General features: G+C 67.0%; 13 protein-coding genes, 1 tRNA gene and 2 pseudogenes. 10 read left to right on the top strand and 6 right to left on the bottom strand.

The window, feature by feature from the left end; all coding sequences use genetic code 11:
- Positions 1 to 32 precede the first annotated feature (32 nt).
- The 3 genes from AC4D2Q_RS07835 to AC4D2Q_RS07825 are packed head-to-tail and all read right to left on the bottom strand — an operon-like array spanning position 33 to position 5,134.
- Positions 33 to 2,567 carry a transglutaminase TgpA family protein gene (locus tag AC4D2Q_RS07835; RefSeq protein ID WP_490946215.1) on the bottom strand — a complete coding sequence of 845 codons (2,535 nt, stop codon included), beginning with the start codon at positions 2,565 to 2,567 and terminating at the stop codon, positions 33 to 35.
- A gap of 5 nt (positions 2,568 to 2,572) precedes the next feature.
- Entirely contained in the window at positions 2,573 to 4,009 is a 1,437-nt protein-coding gene (locus tag AC4D2Q_RS07830; protein ID WP_490945942.1) for a DUF58 domain-containing protein, read from the bottom strand.
- A gap of 48 nt (positions 4,010 to 4,057) precedes the next feature.
- Positions 4,058 to 5,134, bottom strand: coding sequence for an AAA family ATPase (locus tag AC4D2Q_RS07825; protein WP_490945941.1), 1,077 nt, complete (start codon positions 5,132 to 5,134; stop codon positions 4,058 to 4,060).
- Positions 5,135 to 5,272: 138 nt separating this feature from the next.
- Between AC4D2Q_RS07825 and AC4D2Q_RS07820 the strand changes: the two genes are divergently transcribed.
- Positions 5,273 to 6,175 (top strand): TatD family hydrolase, encoded by a 903-nt coding sequence (locus tag AC4D2Q_RS07820; protein ID WP_490945940.1) that lies wholly within the window; start codon positions 5,273 to 5,275, stop codon positions 6,173 to 6,175.
- 371 nt (positions 6,176 to 6,546) lie between these two features.
- Positions 6,547 to 7,713, top strand: coding sequence for a resuscitation-promoting factor (locus tag AC4D2Q_RS07815; RefSeq protein WP_490945939.1), 1,167 nt, complete (start codon positions 6,547 to 6,549; stop codon positions 7,711 to 7,713).
- Between the two features lie 84 nt (positions 7,714 to 7,797).
- Here the strand turns inward: AC4D2Q_RS07815 and AC4D2Q_RS07810 are convergent, their stop codons facing one another.
- The gene (locus AC4D2Q_RS07810) at positions 7,798 to 9,042 is read right to left on the bottom strand and encodes a helix-turn-helix domain-containing protein (protein ID WP_490945938.1); all 1,245 of its coding nucleotides are present in this window, start codon (positions 9,040 to 9,042) and stop codon (positions 7,798 to 7,800) included.
- Between the two features lie 255 nt (positions 9,043 to 9,297).
- Between AC4D2Q_RS07810 and rsmA the strand changes: the two genes are divergently transcribed.
- The 3 genes from rsmA (at position 9,298) to AC4D2Q_RS07795 (ending at position 13,195) form a co-directional block, all read left to right on the top strand.
- Positions 9,298 to 10,221, top strand: a complete 924-nt coding sequence (gene rsmA, locus AC4D2Q_RS07805; protein WP_490945937.1) for a 16S rRNA (adenine(1518)-N(6)/adenine(1519)-N(6))-dimethyltransferase RsmA — start codon at positions 9,298 to 9,300, stop codon at positions 10,219 to 10,221.
- A gap of 66 nt (positions 10,222 to 10,287) precedes the next feature.
- Positions 10,288 to 11,268 carry a 4-(cytidine 5'-diphospho)-2-C-methyl-D-erythritol kinase gene (locus AC4D2Q_RS07800; RefSeq protein WP_490945936.1) on the top strand — a complete coding sequence of 327 codons (981 nt, stop codon included), beginning with the start codon at positions 10,288 to 10,290 and terminating at the stop codon, positions 11,266 to 11,268.
- A gap of 61 nt (positions 11,269 to 11,329) precedes the next feature.
- On the top strand, positions 11,330 to 13,195 hold the full coding sequence (locus tag AC4D2Q_RS07795; RefSeq protein WP_490945935.1) for an ABC-F family ATP-binding cassette domain-containing protein: 1,866 nt from the start codon (positions 11,330 to 11,332) through the stop codon (positions 13,193 to 13,195).
- A 559-nt stretch (positions 13,196 to 13,754) separates the two neighbouring features.
- Here AC4D2Q_RS07795 and AC4D2Q_RS07790 read toward each other — a convergent pair.
- Both AC4D2Q_RS07790 and AC4D2Q_RS07785 read right to left on the bottom strand, forming a co-directional pair.
- Positions 13,755 to 14,141: pseudogene (locus tag AC4D2Q_RS07790) on the bottom strand (NUDIX hydrolase); the annotation flags it as partial.
- A gap of 51 nt (positions 14,142 to 14,192) precedes the next feature.
- Positions 14,193 to 14,780, bottom strand: a pseudogene (locus AC4D2Q_RS07785) (TetR/AcrR family transcriptional regulator); the annotation flags it as partial.
- Positions 14,781 to 14,979: 199 nt separating this feature from the next.
- On the opposite strand from AC4D2Q_RS07785, the gene AC4D2Q_RS07780 reads away from it, so the two are divergent.
- The 5 genes from AC4D2Q_RS07780 (at position 14,980) to pth (ending at position 19,177) form a co-directional block, all read left to right on the top strand.
- Positions 14,980 to 15,051, top strand: a tRNA-Gln gene (locus AC4D2Q_RS07780).
- 72 nt (positions 15,052 to 15,123) lie between these two features.
- Positions 15,124 to 16,635 (top strand): bifunctional UDP-N-acetylglucosamine diphosphorylase/glucosamine-1-phosphate N-acetyltransferase GlmU, encoded by a 1,512-nt coding sequence (gene glmU / locus AC4D2Q_RS07775; RefSeq protein WP_490945934.1) that lies wholly within the window; start codon positions 15,124 to 15,126, stop codon positions 16,633 to 16,635.
- Positions 16,635 to 17,618: a ribose-phosphate diphosphokinase gene (locus tag AC4D2Q_RS07770; RefSeq protein ID WP_490945933.1), complete on the top strand. Its 984-nt coding sequence runs from the start codon at positions 16,635 to 16,637 to the stop codon at positions 17,616 to 17,618. Before glmU ends, AC4D2Q_RS07770 begins: the two co-directional genes overlap by 1 nt.
- Before the next feature lie 299 nt (positions 17,619 to 17,917).
- Complete coding sequence (locus tag AC4D2Q_RS07765; RefSeq protein WP_490945932.1) at positions 17,918 to 18,526, top strand: 50S ribosomal protein L25/general stress protein Ctc; 609 nt, start codon at positions 17,918 to 17,920, stop codon at positions 18,524 to 18,526.
- Between the two features lie 66 nt (positions 18,527 to 18,592).
- Positions 18,593 to 19,177: an aminoacyl-tRNA hydrolase gene (gene pth, locus AC4D2Q_RS07760; protein ID WP_490945931.1), complete on the top strand. Its 585-nt coding sequence runs from the start codon at positions 18,593 to 18,595 to the stop codon at positions 19,175 to 19,177.
- Positions 19,178 to 19,366: the final 189 nt, after the last annotated feature.

Raw genomic sequence — 19,366 nt, 5'->3', positions numbered from 1 at the left:
ATGAGGGAGGTTCCGCCGCCGGCCGCTCCCGGCTAGCGGCGGAACCTGGATGCGAGCGATGCAGGGAAGAAGCGCGCCCGCAGCCGGGCGCCTCTGGACGCCGAAGCACCAAGCCCGGCCCGGACTGCTTCAACGTCCCTCCAGAGCCGGTCCCGCTGCTCGTCTGCGGGGCCGGCGGAGGGTGCTGCCGGGCGGGAGAGCCCGGATCCGGCGGGTGAGGACGCGGTGTCCGAGGAAACGGAATCCAAGGGAACAGTGCCCAAGGAAACGCCGTCCCGCGCCCCGGCGCTGGGCGCGGCATACACAGCGCGTTCGTACGCAGCCCGAAGGTTATCCAAGGCACCGGCGGCGCTTGCCGAAAGCCCTGCCTCGGCCGCCAGCCGCTGCGCATACGCACGCGGAGACTCCGACTTCTGCGGCACATAGCCGTAGTCCACGCCGGTGTCTGCTGCTTCATCCCACGCCAGCGCAGCGGGCGCACCGCTCGGATATCCGGCGCCGCCGCGGCTCTGCGGAGTTCCCAAACTTCCCAAACTTCCCGGGCCCGTCCCGGCGGTAACCACTGCGCGGCGGCGGAGGCTGTGCCTGCGCCGGCGCAGCATCCAGGGGCTCAGAAGGGCGGCAGCGGCGACGGCCAGCCCCAGGCCCACTCCGGCATACCGGCCGGCCTCTGTCTGCTCAGGCTGAGCCGGTGCGGCGGCAGGGGCCGCCGGGGCAGCTGCCTCGGTGGAACGCTGGGGTGTGGATCCCGGGACCGCCGGATTCACGCTGCGGAGATCGTCGTCGTCGTCGCGCGTCTGGGCAAGACTGGGCAGCGGCGCCAGCGCGTAGGAGGGGACCGAACCGCGCGAGGGAGTGGGCTCAAACCGCACCCAGCCCACGCCGTCGAAATACAGTTCCGGCCAGGCATGGGCGTCGCGGGAATCGACCTCGTACTCCCGCAGCTCCTGCCCTTGCTCACCGGTGACGGATTCCCCGGTGGACCGCCCCGGCGCAAAGCCCAGGGCCATGCGGCTGGGAATGCCTGCTTCCCGCGCCATGACGGCCATGGCGGCGGCAAAGTGCACACAGTAGCCGGACTTTTCCTGCAGGAACCGGTCCAGGACGTCAATGCCGTTGCCGTCATAGCCGCCATCCACCGGTGCGTCCAGGGAGTAGCTGAACTGGTTCCCGCGCAGGAAGGCCTGGATGGCCATGGCCTGCGCATACGGGCCCACGGCGCCCTTGGTGGCCTCCGCCGACGCATCCCGGATGCTGGCCGGCAGGTCATCCGGCAGGGACGTGAACATCGGGTCCACCGCATCTTTGGGCGCCGGCCTTACCGCCTGCAGGGAAGCCGTGGACACGTTGAGGGCGGAGCTCTGCACCTCGTAGTTCAGGCTGGGCGTGCTCTTGTTTTCCTCGGCGATGACCGTCATGGTCTTCGGATCCCAGCTGTACTTTCCGTTCGCCCCGGACACCTGCAGCGGTGCATACGGGGCCAGCAGCCACGGGCTGGCGTATGACGTGGAGCTGACCCGCGTGGTGTAGACGGAGGCTCCCGCCGGTGAAGTGCTGCCCTCCGCCGGGACCATGTCCTGCAACCCGCCCCGCCTGCTGTCCTCGCGCAGATCAGGCGCCCAGCGCCGGCCGGAGAAATCTTCCAGCGTGGTGGACCGCAGGTAGACCGGCTGCTTGGAATCGGTGGCGTACCGGATCCGGCCCCCGGCGGAGGGCTGGCGCAGGTCCGCGCCCAGGGCCACCACCGGGTTCAGCCCGGACTGGCCTGTCCAGATGTTCAACCGGGAGCCCTGCGGAAACGAGCCTTGGGTGAACCCCGGGAGCGCTGCGGGCAGGACCAGAGCAACCATGAGGGCGGCTGCACCGATTCCCGCCGCCGTACCCACCTGGCTTCGCGGCGGGGAGAGGACTGCGTCGTTTCCGCTGCGCGGCCGCTCCTGCCAGGTACCGGCGGCCAGGAGAATCAGGTAGCCGGCGGCAGCCAGGAGAAAGGGAACCACGCCAACACTCTCGGGCTTGAGCACGGCCGGAGCAATCAGCAGGGACAGCAGCCCCAGTCCGCTCGCCGCCGGCATGCGCAGCGTGGTGGCCAGCGTGTCCACCAGCAGGGCAATAAGGCCGGTGCCAAGACAAGCGATGAACACGATCCCGGGATCGGACAGCACGGGAGGCACCTGGTTCATGATGGTGGCCTGGGCTTCGGTGATCAGCTGGTTGACCCGGTCCAGCGATCCGCCGGTGGGCAGCAGGCCAAGGAAAGCGGTGGAGGCTGCGAACAGCCAGGTCAGCACGACGACGAGCGCTGCAAGGCCCGCGGCCGGCACCAGGGCAGTGGGGAACCGGAACCGGCGTGCCGCTGCCATGGCCGAAACCACAACGGCAGTGGTGAGGGCCATTGGCGGGAGCCAGGACCAGCCGTCAAAGACCCCGTGCAGGCTGATGGTGCAGAGCAGGACTGCAATGATGCTTGCTCCGGCAGACGGCCAGTCCCAGGGCGCCCGGGGCCGGGGGGACCGGGCTGCGGGCGGCGGAGGGGGCGGAACGCTGGGTGAGGGACGGGAGAGCATTGCGGTCACGGACGATCCTCCCGCGTGCGGGTTGCAGGAACAGGCATAACGGGAGCGGAGGAAAAGGCGGCCCACGTTTGTGCCAGATCCGATTGGGGTGTTGCAGCCACTGCTTCCCAGCCGCCGGAACGCAGGATGGCCATGGCCTGCGCCGCATCCTGCAGCCGGTCCACTACCAGGACGGCGCACGCCCGGGTGGCGTAGTCGGCGGCGGGTGCCAGCCGGGCGGCGTCGTCGGGGCTCAATCTTCCCAGAACTGCCAACAGGGGACCGCGCCGGCGCTGGGCCAGTGAATCCAGGAGGGCGGTGCCAAAGGCTCCGCGGTCTTCAGGCATGGGGGCCGGGCCCGGCGTTCCAGTCCGCGCACGGCGCCGGGCGCGGACTGCGTCGTCGGCGTCGTTCTGGCGATCCGGGGAGCCGGACTCCAGCTCCAGCGCGGCGAGCCCGTCCGCGAGGTCCTGCAGCCCGGCAGGTCCGCTGAAATCGCGCTGCGCGGGGTTGCGGGCGGACGGCGAGCGGGACAGCCCCGGACGGGCATACGCGTCCACAAGGTGCAGCGAATAACCCTGGTCCACCAGATACGCGGCCTCGGAGACGGCAGCAGTCACGGCCCATTCGAAGGACTCCGAGGTGGACAGTCCGTTGCCGCCGGCCGGTTCCATCCACACCGAGGAACCATAGCGGCCCGCATAGCAGGACTCCCGGGCATCCAGCAGAAGGGTGGCGCTGGGGGAGGTGACGGGCTCTTCCTGCCGGACCATCAGTTCTCCGTGCCGGGCGGTGGCCGCCCAGTGCACCCGCCGCATCGGATCTCCGGCCCGGTATTCGCGGGTGGACACGTCGTCCTCGCTCGGGCTGCCCCGGAGCGGACTGAAAACGGAGCCCTCCGCACCGCGCGGTCCGCCCAGCACGGAGGCGGGCAGTTCCCGGGGCGCCGGGGAAACCACCAGGGGATGTGTGGAGCCCAGAGTGTGCAGCCGCCGGGAGAGGCCAAACAAATCGGTGAACTCGGCGGTCACCGGGCCAATGACAAACATGCCGCGTCGCGCTGACCGCAGCTGGTACTCATAGGTGCTGGCGCCGTCGGCGTCCGGGTTGCGCGCCGGAAAGCGGAACACCGGGCTCTCGCCAAAGCGGAGCGGCAGCCCTTCGCGCATGGCGGCGCTCTGCCGCACCGGACGCGGCGGCCGCAGCGAGAGGAGAACCCGGACGGGAACGCCCGTCTCCACCGTGACCGGATGGAACGTGCGCTCCACGTCGATGACCGGCTTGACCATCCGCAGTGCCAGCGCGGAAAGCAGCGGCAGGGCCAGGAGGAAGACGGCGAGCACCAGTATGTCGCGGCGCCCCATGATCTGGGCGGTCAGCAGCGCGGCGACGCCGGCCAGAATAAGGCCCCAGCCGCGCGGAGTCAGCAGCCGGGCGGTAGTAGCGAAGTCCATGGAGCCTTCCCGAAGGGTCGTGCCGGGTGGTGCGGGCCGAACTGCCGGTTAGCGCCGCATTCGTTCCCCGGCGGGACTGCGCGGAACGGGCACCCGGGACAGCAGGTGGGCCAGCAGGTCCGAGGGCGTGTCACCGGAGCTGGCTGCCTTGCGGTCCAGGATCAGGCGGTGGGTCAGGACCGGGTCAGCCAGATGCGAAATGTCATCGGGCAGGACAAAGTCGCGGCCGGCCAGGGCTGCGTGCGCCTTCGCCGCGCGCAGCAGCTGCAGCAGTGCGCGGGGGCTGGCTCCCAGGCGCAGATGCGCGTGTTCGCGGGTGGCCTGGCCAATGGCCACCGTGTATTCCTTCACTGCGGAGGACACAAAGATGTCCCGCACCCGGGCAGTCATGGCGGCAACGTCACGGACGTCGACGACGGCGCCCACCTTGTCCAGGGGCGACGTGGACTGATGGGTCTCCAGCATCTCTATTTCCGATGCCGTGTCCGGGTAGCCCATGGAGATGCGGGCCATGAAGCGGTCGCGCTGGGCCTCGGGAAGCGGGTACGTGCCTTCCATTTCAATCGGATTCTGGGTGGCCACCACCATGAACGGCTCGGCCAGCCGGTAGGTGCCGCCGTCCACGGTGACCTGCCGTTCCTCCATGCATTCGAGCAGGGCCGACTGCGTCTTTGCAGAGGCCCGGTTGATCTCATCGCCGATCACGATGTTTGCGAAAATGGGGCCCTGGCGGAATTCGAACCGGTGGGCGTCCTGGTTGTAGATGGAGACGCCCGTGACGTCGGAGGGCAGCAGGTCAGGGGTGAACTGGATCCGGCTGACGGAACAGTCGATGGTCCGGGCAAGGGTCTTGGCGAGCAGGGTTTTTCCCACGCCGGGCACGTCTTCCAGCAGCACATGGCCCTGGGCGAGGAGGACGGTCAGCACCAGCATGGCCGCTTCTTTCTTGCCGTCAATCACCGTGCTGACAGCGGAAAGAATGCCCGAGGCTGCCTCATGGAAGGCTTCCGCATCCTGCACTGCTCCGGGAGCACGAGCCCAGGAAACCGGTGATACGGGTGCCGCGGCGCCGGGGGAATCCGTCTCAAAGGGGGCGGCGGCTGCAGCTGGATTTCGAGCGTCCATGGATACCTTCCAAGCCTCGGTGAATCGCAGCCCCGAACCCGGTGGTCAGGGACCCGTGGTGCGACATGACGGCCTTCCGCCCCGTTGGGCAGCGGCCTCACGTGAATACAGGTTACAAGCTCACTTAGGGTTAAAGACATGTGTAATGACAGTGCTTATGTTCCGGGCGATATCCCTGCGGCTTATCTGGACTTTGGATCGGAGAGCGGGAAGCCTTACCCCCCGGGTCCTGAGCCGCTTCCGGTGCCCGTGATCGACAACCATACACATCTGGACTTCGCTCCGGGCAAGGCCGGCACTGCAGGAGTCCGGGCCGCGATGGACGCCGCCCAGGCTGCGGGGGTGCGCGGTGCCGTCCAGGTGGGGACCGACCTTGAGTCCTCCCGTTTTACCGTGCGGATCCTGGACGAGGAGCCGCGGCTGCTGGGAGCGGTGGCCATCCATCCCAATGACGCTCCGGTCCTGGCCGCCGAAGGAACACTGGACGCGGCCCTGGCGGAAATCGAAGAGCTGGCCCGGCATCCGAGGGTGCGGGGCATCGGGGAAACGGGACTGGACTATTTCCGCACCGGTTCCGACGGCGTCGAACGCCAGCAGTATTCCTTCCGGCGGCACATTGACATTGCCAAGCGGCTGGGCCTGGCCCTGCAGATCCATGACCGGGATGCGCACGAGGACGTGGTGCGCGTGCTGGAAGAAGAAGGTGCCCCGGAGAAAGTGGTGTTCCACTGTTTCTCCGGTGACGCGGAACTGGCCCGGATCTGCAACGAGCGGGGCTGGAACATGTCCTTCGCCGGGACCGTCACGTTCAAGAATGCAGGGAACCTCCGGGAAGCGCTCGCGGTGGCTGACCGCCGGCTGCTGCTGGTGGAAACAGACTCGCCGTTCCTGACTCCGCACCCGTTCCGCGGCCGTCCCAATGCCAGTTACATGGTGCCCTACACCGTCCGGTTCATGGCCGCTGAGCTCGGTGCGGACCTCGCCGAACTGGGGTCGGAGCTGGTGGCGAACACGGTCCGGACTTACGGCGACTGGAACTAGTTCCGGGGCGCCGGCGGTCCCCGGGAACGTCGCGGACTACTTGGGCGGCCAAAACCCCGGGTTGCCCTCACATCACGGTTCGATTACGGTAAGGACCTATTAGCCGGGGTCGGGGAAGGCACCGGAACTGATATCGAACCACACACCGTCCCGGGGACAGTTGTGCGCGTGCTTCGCCTGAAGCACCGCAATACACCTGTGCCCGGTTTCGGTTCAGGTTCCTTGCCTGCGCAAAGAGTCGCCCCGTGAGATCCGGGGGCATCGGCTGCCACGCGCCCTGATCCCCGTGCCCGGAAACTGTGAACGTTTGGGATTCCGTGGCAAATGCATTTGTGAGGCGTGGGTTGAAACTCACCGGGCAGGCCGTTGTGATGGTCGCCCTCATTCTGGGACTGGTGGCCTTTGTCGGTACCAACAAGTCTGTTGTCCTCAGCGTCGACGGTGCCAGCACCAGCGTCAAGACCTTCGGCGGAACCGTAGCCGAAGTCCTTGAAAAGGCTGATGTTTCCGTGACCGAGGCGGACAAGGTTCTTCCCGATCTGGGGACCGAGGTCACCGACGGAACCACCATCGAAGTCTTCAAGGCCAAGAACGTGGACCTGACCCTCGACGGCGAAGAAACCACCGTCAGCACCACCGGGCAGACCGTTGCGGACCTGGTGTCCGAACTGCGGGTCTCTGCCAACTCCGCCGTTTCAGCGGCGCTGGACACGTCGCTCACCGGAATGGATGACAAGCTGTCCATCTCCACCCCGAAAACCGTCACCATCGTGATCGACGGCGCCCCGTATGAGCGCTTCACCACTGCGGAGACCGTGGCGGACGTACTCAAGCAGGCAGGCGTCAAGCTTTCTGCAACGGACCGGGTTTCAGCCCCCGAATCTGCTGCACTCGTGGACGGAATGGCACTGAAGGTCACCCGTGTCCAGACCGGCCAGAAGGACACCGTTACCGAAGCCCTCCCGTTTGAGACCACCCAGGTACCCGACCCGCTCCTTTATGAGGGCGAGGAAAAGGTGACGGTTGAAGGCACTCCGGGGGAGAAGGTTAAAGTCTTTGAGACCGTAATGGTGGACGGCCGTGAGGCCAGCCGGACCCTGGTCAGCGAAAGCGTTTCCCGGGAGCCGGTTGCGGCAAAGATTGCCGTCGGCACCAAGAAGAAGGAAGCTGCACCGGCTCCGGCAGCTCCCGCAAAGCCTGCAACTCCCGCTGAACCCGCCGCACCGGCGGCGCCTGCAGCACCGGCCGCACCGGCGCCGGAAGCACCGTCACCGGGCGGCGCGGCACCGTCGGGCGGCACCTGGGCCGCACTGGCCCAGTGTGAATCCGGTGGCGACTGGCACATCAACACCGGCAACGGTTACTCCGGCGGTCTGCAGTTCAGCGTTTCCAGCTGGCTCGGTGCCGGCGGCGGCCAGTACGCCCCCATTGCAGCAGGGGCCACCCCCGAGCAGCAGATCGCCGTGGCTGAAAAGCTTCGGGCCAACGGCGGCTGGGGTCATTGGCCGGCCTGCGCCGCCAAGCTCGGACTGCTCTAAACCAGCCGTTGCCCTTAGCCGGCAGACTGGGCGGAACAGCTCAATGAAAGGACCGGACCTGGAATCAGGCTCCGGTCCTTTCGTTTAACCCCACGGCGTCACCACGGCGTCACCGCTGCGCGTCTGGGCGGCCAGCCGGGCCGCATGACCGGCACGGTCCAGCGCTCCGGCCGTCAGGAACGCCGCCGCACTGGCCTCCAGGAGCTGCGCCGCCTCCTGTCTGCTTCCCAACGCCGCCCGGCTCAGCCCAAGGTGCAGTGCCACTTCCGCTCCGCCCTGAGGAGTGAGGGCAGCGCGGCGGGCGTAAACGTCGGCCAGCACCTTCACCGCGGATCCGTGGTCACCGCCGAGCTGCAGCCACCGCCCGCGGCTGTGCAGGTCCTCCAGCTCGTCTTCCTCGGTGCCGCCCATCACTGACAGCGCTGTTTCGGCATGCACCATGCACTCATGCGTGGCGGCGTCGTGCAGTCCCGCAGCCAGGCGCATGGAGGCCGAATTGCGGTTGAACGCGCTCCACACCTCCAAATCCGCATCCGGAGTCAGAAGTGTCTGGGCTTTGGCATGGTGGCGGAGGCCCGCGGCGACGTCTCCGCGGCGGAACGCCACATTCCCCACCTCCCAGTACCCTTTTCCGGCCCGCTGCGGATCCGTTGCCGCTTCGAGCAGGGGAATCAGCAGGGCCCGGCAGTGCCCCCATGCTTCCTCCTGCAGCCCGCTTTCGGACAACGCGGCTATCAGCGCCGAGTACACCTCAAGCAGCTGATCCACTCCGAGCCTCAGGGACAGGCCCAGTTCCAGCGCACGCCGGGCATGGAGAACGGCCTCGGGCAATCTGCCTGCGCCCCGGCAGGCCACGGCCAGCAGTGTCTCGGCCTCCGGGCGCAGCGGCTGGCCCTGCGCTGCCAGCGGGTGCCGGGCAAGTACTTCCGCCTCAGCCATGCATCGGGGATAGTCGTGCAGCCGCCCGAGGCAGGCCGCCGCCATGAATGCCATTTCCCACCATTCATTGGGCTCGTCCTCGGCCAGCGCCTCGTCCGCGGCCAACCGGGAGTAACGACGCGCGCTGAGGTAGTCGCGCTCATCCCAGGCCTGTGCGGCCGAGAGCGCCAGAAAGATCCGGCTGTCCGCTCCCGGCCGGGGCAGGGGATACCCGGGGACGGAGGAAAGCCGATCAGCCAGGAAGCGGACGGCCCCGCCGCCGGGTTCACGGCGTCCTTTTTCCAGCTGAGATACATCACGTGCCCGGATCACGTCGCCGCCAAGCTCTTCCTGGGTGAGCCGCCGTTCGCGGCGCGCTTCCTCCAGCCGAATTCCAAACGCATTGCCCATGCTGATTTCCGTCCATCCTGGACTGCGGGTTTTGTTGCGGGCCCAGCAGCGATGCTACCGACCCTGTCCGGGCGCCGGCAGGGTGCCCGCCCATTCTGGAAGCGAACAGCAGGAAGACGGGCACCGGGCGGGCAGTCCACGTGCAGACGCACGAACATAACCGCCGGTCAGCCCTGCCAAAGCAGGGCATCCGTCGGCCGGCGGAGCAGGGGGAGCGGCCCCTGCCTGCGGCCTGCGCTCGGCTAGTATTGCTAAGTGACTGAATCCCCCTCCGCTTCCCGTCCCCAGGTCAAACCGCTGCTGGGTGCCACTGACATCCGCGCCCTGGCCGAGGAACTGGGAGTCCGCCCCACCAAGACCCTCGGCCAGAACTTCGTGATTGACGGCAACACCATCCGGCGGATCGTCGCAGCTGCCGGCGTTGGCCCGGAAGAGACGGTCCTGGAAGTCGGTCCCGGCCTGGGCTCCCTCACGCTGGGCCTGCTGGATGCGGCCAAGTCCGTGGTCGCCGTCGAAATTGATCCGGTGCTGGCCGGACGCCTGCCGGCCACAGTGGCGTCCTGGCGGCCCGAGAAGGCTGACCAGCTGCACGTGGTCCTTGGCGACGCCATGCGCATAACGGAACTTCCGGTGGAACCCACGGCGCTGGTGGCCAACCTCCCGTACAACGTGGCGGTGCCCGTGGTGCTGCACCTGCTGGAACGCTTCCCTTCCCTGCAGCACGGGCTGGTGATGGTCCAGGATGAAGTGGCGGACCGGCTGGCCGCGGTGCCCGGATCCAAGGTCTACGGCGTGCCCTCGGTCAAGGCTGCCTGGTACACCACCATGCGCAAGGCCGGGGTGATCGGCATGAACGTCTTCTGGCCCGCACCCAAGATTGCGTCCGGCCTGGTCGGCTTCACCCGCCACGAGCCGCTGCCCACCACCGCCAGCCGCGAAGAGGTCTTCGCCGTCATTGATGCCGCATTTGCGCAGCGGCGGAAGACCCTGCGCGCCGCACTGTCCGGCTGGGCCGGCAGCCCGGCCCAGGCTGAAAACGCGCTCCGCGCCGCCGGCGTTGATCCGCGTGCCCGCGGCGAGGTTATCGACATCACCGCCTTCGCCCGGATTGCCGAGTCCAAAGACGCCGAAGCTCCTGCCGACGCCGAAGCCGGGGCCGACGGCGCCCCGCAGCAGTAAGCGCACACCGGCACCGGCAGCTGCCGCATTAACGGCGGGGACCGCCCTTCCTCTAAGTTGGAAGATATGAGCGCAGCGAAGTTTTCATCCGTATCGGCCCCGCTGGCAGCCCCTGCGTCCGTGCGCGTGCGGGCCCCGGGGAAGATCAACGCATCCCTGCGCGTCGGTCCCCTCCGGACCGACGGCTACCACGGGGTCGCCAGCGTGTACCTGGCCGTCTCGCTGTTCGAAGAGGTGCAGGCAACGGCCACCGAGGCTCCCGGCATCACCGTCACGGTGGACAGTGACGGCCCCCTGCATGTTCCGGTGGCCGATATTCCGCTGGGACCGGACAACCTGGCGGCTCGTGCCGCCCAGGCGCTGGCAGGGTTCGCAGAAAACCCCACCGGGGTGCACCTGCACATCACCAAGCGGGTTCCGGTGGCCGGCGGCATGGGCGGCGGTTCGGCCGACGCCGCTGCCGCACTCGTGGCGTGCGACGCCCTGTGGAACACGCATCTGTCCCGCGAAGAGCTGGCGGACATTGCCGCCGGCCTCGGCGCTGACGTTCCCTTTTCGCTCCTCGGCGGCACCGCCGTCGGCCTGGGCGTGGGGGACCGCCTCACCCCGGCCATTTCCAAGACACCGCTGCACTGGGTGCTGGTGGCCTCCGACTCCGGGCTCTCGACGCCGGCCGTCTACGGTGCACTCGATGCCCTCCGCGCGGAAGCACAGGAAGAGGCCGAGGAACCGGCGGAAGTTGATCCGGCCGTCCTGGCCGCGATGCGGTCCGGGAATGCACGGGAGCTGGCAGCCGTTATTTCCAATGACCTGCAGGCTGCCGCGCTCCGGCTGGCTCCGGAACTGGCGGACCTGCTGAGCACCGGCGAACGGCTCGGCGCCCTGGCCGGCATGGTGTCCGGCTCCGGACCCACCGTCGCCTTCCTGGTTGAAGACACCGGCGCTGCGGCTGAGCTGGAATCAGCACTGCGTGCAGAGGGCCACCGCGCCCTCGCCGTAGAGGGACCGGCACCGGGCGCCCGGCTGCTGCCCGCCGTCGTCGGCTGACTGTTCCCTCCTGAGACACCACTGATAAAAACCCACCGACACCTTAAGAAAGTAGTACCGATTGGCACACCTGCTTGGTGCTGAGAATCTCAGCATTTCCTTTGGCACCCGCACCATCCTGGACGGGGTTTCCCTGGGCCTGGAAGAGGGGGACCGCATTGGCGTCGTCGGGCGCAACGGTGACGGCAAGTCCACCCTGATGCGCCTGCTGGCCGAGCGGCAGACCCCCGACGAAGGCCGCGTCACCCGCCGCCGCGACGTCACCGTGGGCTATCTGGACCAGTCCGACGTGCTCGACGGCGACCTCACCGTTGGCCAGGCGATCGTGGGCGACGCCGCTGACTATGAGTGGGCCTCCAACGCCCGCATCCGCGACGTCATGAGCGGCCTGATCCAGGAAGTGGATTGGAACGCCTCCGTCTCCTCGCTGTCCGGCGGGCAAAAGCGCCGCGTGGCCCTGGCCAAGCTCCTGACCGGGGACGACGACGTCGTCATGCTGGATGAGCCCACCAACCACCTGGACGTGGAAGGCGTGGCGTGGCTGGCCCAGCACCTGAAGAACCGCTGGCGCACCGATGCCGGCGGCCTGCTGGTAGTCACCCACGACCGGTGGTTCCTGGACGAAATCTGCACCCGCACCTGGGAAGTGCACGACGCCGTGATCGATCCGTTCGACGGCGGTTACGCAGCGTATGTGCTGGCCCGCGCGGAGCGTGACCGCATGGCCAACGTGGTGGAGGGCAAGCGCCAGCAGCTGGTCAAGAAGGAACTGGCCTGGCTGCGCCGCGGCGCACCGGCCCGCACCGCCAAGCCCAAGTTCCGCATCGAGGCGGCCAACAACCTCATTGCCGACGTGCCCGAACCCCGCGACACCCTGTCACTGAACAAGATGGCCACCGCCCGCCTGGGCAAGGACGTCCTGGACCTTGAGGAAGTGTCCCTGACCCTGGGCGACACCGAACTGTTCAAGAACGTCACCCTGCGCCTGGCACCGGGGGAGCGGCTCGGCCTGGTGGGCGTCAACGGTGCCGGCAAGACCACGCTGCTGCGCCTGCTCAACGGCGAAATCGAGCCGACGAGGGGCCGGCTGAAGCGCGGCACCACCGTGCAGACGGCCGTGCTGACGCAGGAAGTCAAGGAACTCGACGAGGTGGCGGACATGCGCGTCATCGAGGTCATCGAAAACGAGAAGCGGGTTTTCAGCGTGGGCGGCCGGGAACTTTCCGCCGGCCAGCTCGTGGAGCAGCTGGGCTTCAACGCCCAGCGCCAGTGGACCCCCGTGAAGGAACTGTCCGGCGGTGAGCGCCGCCGCCTGCAGCTGCTGCGCCTGCTCGTAGGTGAGCCCAACGTGCTGATGCTCGATGAGCCCACCAATGACCTGGACACTGACACCCTGGCTGCCGTGGAAGACGTTCTGGACGGCTGGCCCGGAACGCTCGTGGTGGTCTCGCACGACCGGTACCTGCTGGAGCGCGTCACCGATCACCAGATGGCCCTGCTGGGTGACGGCAAGCTGCGCGGCCTGCCCGGCGGAGTGGACCAGTACCTTGAGCTGCGCAACGCAGCCCTGGTGGCCAACTCTTCTGCGTCGACGGCGGCCCGCGGATCCTCGCAGGCTGCCCGCGCGGCGGCGGCCGGGTCCTCGCGTCCGGGTTCCGGCGGCGGGGTGGCGACGGCGGTGGCCTCCGGTGCCTCCGAGGCGGAGAAGAGGATTGCCAAGAAGGACCTGACCCGCATTGACCGGCAGATGTCCAAGCTGAAGCAGCAGGTGGAAAAGGTCAACGCGCAGATGACGGCCGCTACGGAGAAAGCCGGCGGCGCGGACTTTGAGCAGCTGGCCGAGCTGAACAAGAAGCTGCAGTCGCTGGCGGCCGATCAGGAGGACCTGGAAATGCAGTGGCTCGAGGCGTCGGAAAAGCTCGAGTAGCTTTCCGGAGGTGCTCCTGGGCATCGAGCGTGGCGATCGTGCGGCCTTGCTGCGTCGAGTGTCGCGATCCTGCCGCTTTGCTGCGTCGAGTGTGGCGATCCTCCGGCTTTGCTGCGTCGAGTGCTGCGATCCAGCCGCTTTGGCGTGCTGGAACGGGCATGATCGCGACTCTCGGTGGTCCTGCGCCGGATAGCCCGTTTGCACGACACGAAAATCCTGTGTGCAGATAACGGGGTTCGCCTAATTTCATAGTGCAGCTCCCGGGCTCAAAGCGGCGAAATCGGCCGTTTTGGGCCCGGGTGCTGTACGGAGGATTTTGGGTCGGGTTGTTTGGGCCCGGGTGCTGCACGGAGGATTTTGGGGCGGGTTGTTTTGGGCCCGGGTGCTGCAAGAAGGATCTCGGGGCGGGGTGTTTGGGCCCGGGTGCTGCACGAAGGATCTCTTGGTGCGCCGGAAAGAGCGTTATCCCTGCTGCGGATGAAGAGATGCCGGACGCGGGGATACCGGCGGGAGGGACGCCTGGAACGCCTGCCTGGCACGCTGGCCCGGAACGCCCCGCTCAGGCCCCGGCCAGCAGCTGCGGCAGGATGTGCTCGCGCAGCAGCGGTGCAATGTCGTCGCGTTCCAGCGCCTGCGCCGGATCCAGCCAGAGCAGTTCCTCAATCTCTGCCGCGGCCACGGGACCGCTCCCGAACGCACCGTCCGCCGGCAGCGTGTACGCAAACAGTCCGGCGTCAATGAAAGTGTTTTCTTCGTTCGCGGCCGGGCCGTACCAGTCGCCGAGCGCTTCCAGATCCGACTCCGAAACCGAGAGACCCAGTTCTTCCTGCATCTCCCGCACCGCGGCGGCGCTGAACGATTCACCGGGTTCCAGCTTGCCGCCGGGCTGCATGAACTTCACGGTTCCGCGCTTGCGGACCAGCAGGATCCGCCCGGCCGCATCGCGGACGAGCACGGCTGAGAGCGTGAGGACCTCCGGAGTGGACTGCTGCATATGGCGAAGCTGCGGATCCTTCTGCAGCCCGGTGAGACCGTTCCAGGACAGGTTCACCAGATGCGCTGCCACGGTTGCCTTGTCCGGGGTGCGGGCATCCAGCCACCACTGGCCGGTCATCGCAACCATCCCCACCAGCATCTGCGCATACATGCCGCCCACTTCTGCGCTGAGTCCCCGGTTGCTGAACTCCTTGGCGAGGATGTGCTCCACATCGCCGGTGACCTGGGAGAGCAGGGTGGCAAAGGTGCCTTCGGGCTGCGACGGCGGGGCGTCCCGGACCAGGATGCGGAAACCGTCGGTGTGAGATTCGATATAGTCCAGCAGTGCGTAGGCCGCACGTTCAATCAGGATCCGGGGTCCGGCGTCGGCTCCCAGTGCGTCGGTGATGACGGCGAGCAGCCGGTTGAACTCGGCGTCCACCACTTCGGTGTAGAGCGCCTCTTTGGAACCGAAGTGTTCGTAGACCACCGGTTTGGAGACACCTGCCGCAGCGGCAATGTCCTCGATGGTTGCTCCGTCGAGGCCGCGCAGGGCGAACATCCCCCGGGCCACCTCAATCAGCTGTGCGCGCCGCTGCACGCCGGTCATGCGAAGGCGGGCGCCTGCCGCCGGATTTCTTGCCACTCCCACAGTCTAAGGCCTGCAAACTTCGGCCGATCCGGCTGCAAAACCCGTGCCGGGAGGCTCGCGCGCGCCGTACGCGGAACACGTGCCGGGGACCCAAGTCGCGAAGGCATCGGCCGGCATGGCAAACTAAACTCTTGTGTGCGGGGCAACCGGCACATTTTCCGCCCTGGTGTAATGGCAGCACCCCGGCCTTTGGAGCCGTGGAGTATAGGTTCGAATCCTATGGGCGGAACGGCAGGAGCACCGGGCCGGACCCGGTCTGCAGCCCCCACCAGCGGCCGTACCACCACAGGAGCGCTTTTTCGTGACCACACAGGATCTTGAATCCACAGAGAGCTCCCGCGGCGGCGGGCCGGCAGCGGTTATCGTCTTGGCGGCGGGAGCCGGCACGAGGATGAAATCGCGGACACCCAAAATTCTTCACCCCGTCGGGGGAACCTCCATGGTGGGCCATGCCCTGGCCGCCGCACAGGCACTGGCGCCGCGCGCCCTCGCCGTGGTGGTCCGGCACGAGCGGGACCGGGTGGCCGAACACGTTGCGGCCGCCGCGCCGGAGGCCGTGATCGTGGACCAGGATGAGATCCCCGGAACCGGCCGGGCCGTCCAGGTGGCACTGCAGGCGCTGGAGGCCTTCAACGAACTGGTTGGCACCGTCGTCGTCACCTACGGAGACGTGCCCCTGCTGGAGGCGGACACCCTCCGCGAACTCGTTGCCGTGCATGAACTCGATGCCAACGCCGTCACCGTGCTCACCGCCCGGCTGGAGGATCCCACCGGCTACGGCCGGATTCTGCGCGCCGAAGACGGCACCGTCACGGCCATCGTGGAACACAAGGACGCCGACGACGCCCAGCGCGCCATCACGGAAATCAACTCCGGCATCTACGCTTTTGACGCCGCCGTGCTGCGCGCCGCACTGTCGGAAGTGACCTCGGACAACTCGCAGGGCGAGATGTACCTGACCGACGTGCTCGGGATCGCCCGTGCCCGCGGCGGACGCGTTGCCGCCGTCGTGACCGACGATTTCTGGCAGGTGGAGGGCGCCAATGACCGCGTCCAGCTTGCCGCCCTGAACGCCGAACACAACCGCCGCAACCTCATCCGCTGGATGCGCGCCGGCGTCACCATCGCGGACCCGGCCACCACCTGGATCGATGCCTCCGTCACCCTCGACGAAGACGTCACCATCCTGCCCGGCACCCAGCTGCACGGCACCACCACGGTGGCGCGCGACGCCGTCGTCGGCCCGGACACCACCCTCACCAACGTGGTGGTGGGGGAGGGCGCCAAAGTGGTGCGCACCCACGGCTCCGATGCACGCCTCGGCGCCGGGTCCGACGTCGGTCCCTTCGCTTATCTGCGCCCCGGCACGGTCCTGGGCGCCAAGGGCAAGATCGGCACCTTCGTGGAAACCAAGAACGCTCAGATCGGCGCGGGCTCCAAGGTTCCGCATCTTTCCTATGTGGGGGATGCCACTATCGGTGAGCAGTCCAACATCGGCGCCGCATCCGTTTTCGTGAACTACGACGGCGTCAACAAGCACCACACGACCATCGGATCGCATGTGCGGATGGGCAGCGACAACATGTATGTGGCCCCCGTTACAGTGGGCGACGGCGCGTACAGTGGAGCTGGAACCGTGGTCCGCAAGGATGTTCCGGCCGGCTCCCTGGCCATCAACGTGGCGCCTCAGCGCAACCTCGACGGCTGGGTGCTGACCAACCGTCCCGGCACAGCCGCAGCCGATGCTGCGGCGGCGGCCGCTTCCAAAACCTCCTCAGAAACTGATACCCCCACGCGAGAAAGCGATCATTAATGAGCAGCGAAATCACCGCACAAGGTGAAAAGAAGCTTGTCCTTGCCACCGGCCGGGCACACCCGGAGCTGGCCGAGGAAATTGCCCGCTGTCTCGACACGGACCTGCTTCCGCTGGCTGCCTATGACTTCGCCAACGGCGAGATCTACGTCCGCCCCGGAGAAAGCGTCCGCGGAACCGATGCCTTTGTCATCCAGGCCCATCCGGCCCCGATGAACAACTGGCTGATGGAACAGCTGATCACCGTTGACGCACTGAAGCGCGCCTCCGCCAAGCGCATCACCGTAGTGTCGCCGTTCTACCCGTACGCCCGCCAGGACAAGAAGGGCCGCGGCCGCGAGCCGATCTCCGCCCGCCTGATCGCGGACCTGTACAAGACCGCCGGCGCCGACCGCATCATGAGCGTTGACCTGCACACCTCGCAGATCCAGGGCTTCTTTGACGGCCCGGTGGACCATCTGATGGCCATCCCGCTGCTGGCGGACTACATCCGCACCCGCGTGGATGTTTCCAACGTGACCGTGGTGTCCCCGGACACCGGCCGTGTCCGTGTTGCCGAGCAGTGGGCCGAGCGCCTCGGCGGCTCCCCGCTGGCCTTCGTGCACAAGAGCCGCGACCTGACGGTTCCCAACCAGGCTGTGTCCAAGCAGGTTGTTGGCCAGGTTCAGGGACGTACCTGCGTGCTCATCGATGACATGATCGACACCGGCGGAACCATTGCCGGAGCCGTGCGCGTCCTGATGGAAGCAGGCGCCAAGGACGTCATTATCGCAGCCACGCACGCCGTGCTCTCGGAGCCGGCTTCCCGCACGCTGGCCGAGTCCGGTGCCCGCGAAGTCGTGGTCACCAACACGCTGCCGATCCCCGCGGCAAAGCGCTTTGAACAGCTGACTGTCCTCTCCATCGCACCGCTGATCGCCCGGGCCATCAAGGAAGTCTTCGAAGACGGTTCCGTCACCAGCCTGTTCGACGGCAAGGCGTAACTCCTTCCGCTGCGGCATCTCCAATCGAATAACTGCATCACCCGCGCTGCCCGTCCAATCATCCGCTCCTTCCAGGGCGGTGGTTCGGACGGGCAGCGCTGTGCTGGTAGGATTATCTGCGATGCCTAGGCGAGGGAGAGGCCCGAAAATATTCGGGCAGTACTCCGTTATCGACGGTGGCTGGCAACTTCTGACCGTGCGTGCCTGATCTTCGGATCGGAGCGAAGCGCGCGGCGCTGTTCCCATAACCGGCGCCTTCGTCCCGGCAACCACGGAACATCCAATATCAGGAGTTTGAAATGTCTGAGCAGAAGCTCGCAGGAACCGTCCGCACCGAATTCGGCAAGGGTGCAGCCCGCAAGGCACGCGTTGCCAACATGATCCCCGCAGTCATCTACGGCCACGGCGCCGAGGTCATGCACATCCTGCTGCCGGCCAAGGCAACCACCCTGGCAGTCCGCACGTCCAACGCCCTGCTGGAAATCGACATCGACGGCGAGTCCCACCTGGCCCTGGCCAAGGACATCCAGCGCGATCCGATCAAGCAGATCATCGAGCACATCGACCTCCTGACCGTCCGCAAGGGCGAAAAGGTTGAGGTTGAGGTCAACGTTCACGTTGAGGGCGAACTGGCACCGGGCGAAGCAGTCTTCAACCAGGAAGCCAACACGGTTCTGGTTTCCGCCGATGCCACCAACCTGCCGGAAACCATCGTGGTCAGCATCGAAGGCCGCACGGCCGGCGAGCACATCTACGCCAAGGACCTGGAACTGCCGGCCGGCGTTGAGCTGCTGCTGGACCCCGAGACCATGATCATCAACATCTCCGAGTCCGTCGTCCAGGACCTGGGCGCGCCGTCTGATGAGCAGATTGCCGTTGCAGCTGCCGAAGTTGACGCAGAGGTCTAATTCATCTCCGGGGTCTGCTCCCCGTAACGGAGCCGTCCGGTTCTTGTCGAAGGAGCAGTACCTGCAGTGAACAGCAACACCTGGCTTGTAGTCGGGCTCGGGAACCCCGGGCCCGACTACAGCCGCAACCGGCACAATATCGGCCAGATGGTCCTGGATGATCTGGCTTCACGCGTGGGCGGGAATTTCAAGAGCCACAAATCCCGCGCCCTGATTCTGGAGGGGCGCCTGGGCATCGGCGGACCCCGCGTCATCCTGGCCAAGCCGCAGACCTACATGAATCTCTCCGGCGGCCCCGTCTCGGCGCTGACCAAGTTCTTCGATATTCCGGCGGACCACGTGGTGGCCGTACACGATGAAATCGATATCCCCTTCAACACCATCAAACTTAAAGCCGGCGGCGGCGAAGGCGGGCACAACGGGCTCCGCGACATGAGCCGGGCGCTGGGCACAAAGGACTACTTCCGGGTCCGCGTTGGAGTGGGACGTCCCCCCGGCCGCATGGATACTGCCGACTACGTCCTCAAAAACTTCCCGCCCGCCGAGGCCAAGGAACTGCCCTTCCTCATTGGAGATGCGGCGGACGCCGTAGAGCTGCTGCTAACCGAAGGGCTCACTGCCGCCCAGCAGAAATTCCACACCCCGGCCTAGTTGGCAGGTAGTCCGGTTGGGAAGACAGGTAAGGCTCCCGTTCCACCAAAAGCCCGCAGACCCATTGTTGGACCCGTTTCCCGTGCCTAATATTGAGGCATGCCTTAGGGCACTCAAAAGCTGGGGCCGGCGTCGGGAGGCCTCCGAGACTGGGCCACCCCCATCCCGGCGCCGGTCCCTTTTCTTTTA

It is taken from the genome of Arthrobacter sp. TJ-178, from assembly GCF_058269275.1.
The sequence above is the reverse complement of the archived record's forward strand: the minus strand, read 5'-3'. Positions and strand labels throughout refer to the sequence as shown.

Coding starts and splice junctions, on each gene's coding strand:
- AC4D2Q_RS07835 (WP_490946215.1), bottom strand. CDS start 2,567: ATGCTCTCCCGTCCCTCACCCAGCGTTCCGCCCCCTCCGCCGCCCGCA.
- AC4D2Q_RS07815 (WP_490945939.1), top strand. CDS start 6,547: ATGGTCGCCCTCATTCTGGGACTGGTGGCCTTTGTCGGTACCAACAAG.
- AC4D2Q_RS07770 (WP_490945933.1), top strand. CDS start 16,635: ATGAGCAGCGAAATCACCGCACAAGGTGAAAAGAAGCTTGTCCTTGCC.
- AC4D2Q_RS07810 (WP_490945938.1), bottom strand. CDS start 9,042: ATGGGCAATGCGTTTGGAATTCGGCTGGAGGAAGCGCGCCGCGAACGG.
- AC4D2Q_RS07765 (WP_490945932.1), top strand. CDS start 17,918: ATGTCTGAGCAGAAGCTCGCAGGAACCGTCCGCACCGAATTCGGCAAG.
- AC4D2Q_RS07820 (WP_490945940.1), top strand. CDS start 5,273: ATGTGTAATGACAGTGCTTATGTTCCGGGCGATATCCCTGCGGCTTAT.
- AC4D2Q_RS07825 (WP_490945941.1), bottom strand. CDS start 5,134: ATGGACGCTCGAAATCCAGCTGCAGCCGCCGCCCCCTTTGAGACGGAT.
- AC4D2Q_RS07830 (WP_490945942.1), bottom strand. CDS start 4,009: ATGGACTTCGCTACTACCGCCCGGCTGCTGACTCCGCGCGGCTGGGGC.
- AC4D2Q_RS07800 (WP_490945936.1), top strand. CDS start 10,288: ATGAGCGCAGCGAAGTTTTCATCCGTATCGGCCCCGCTGGCAGCCCCT.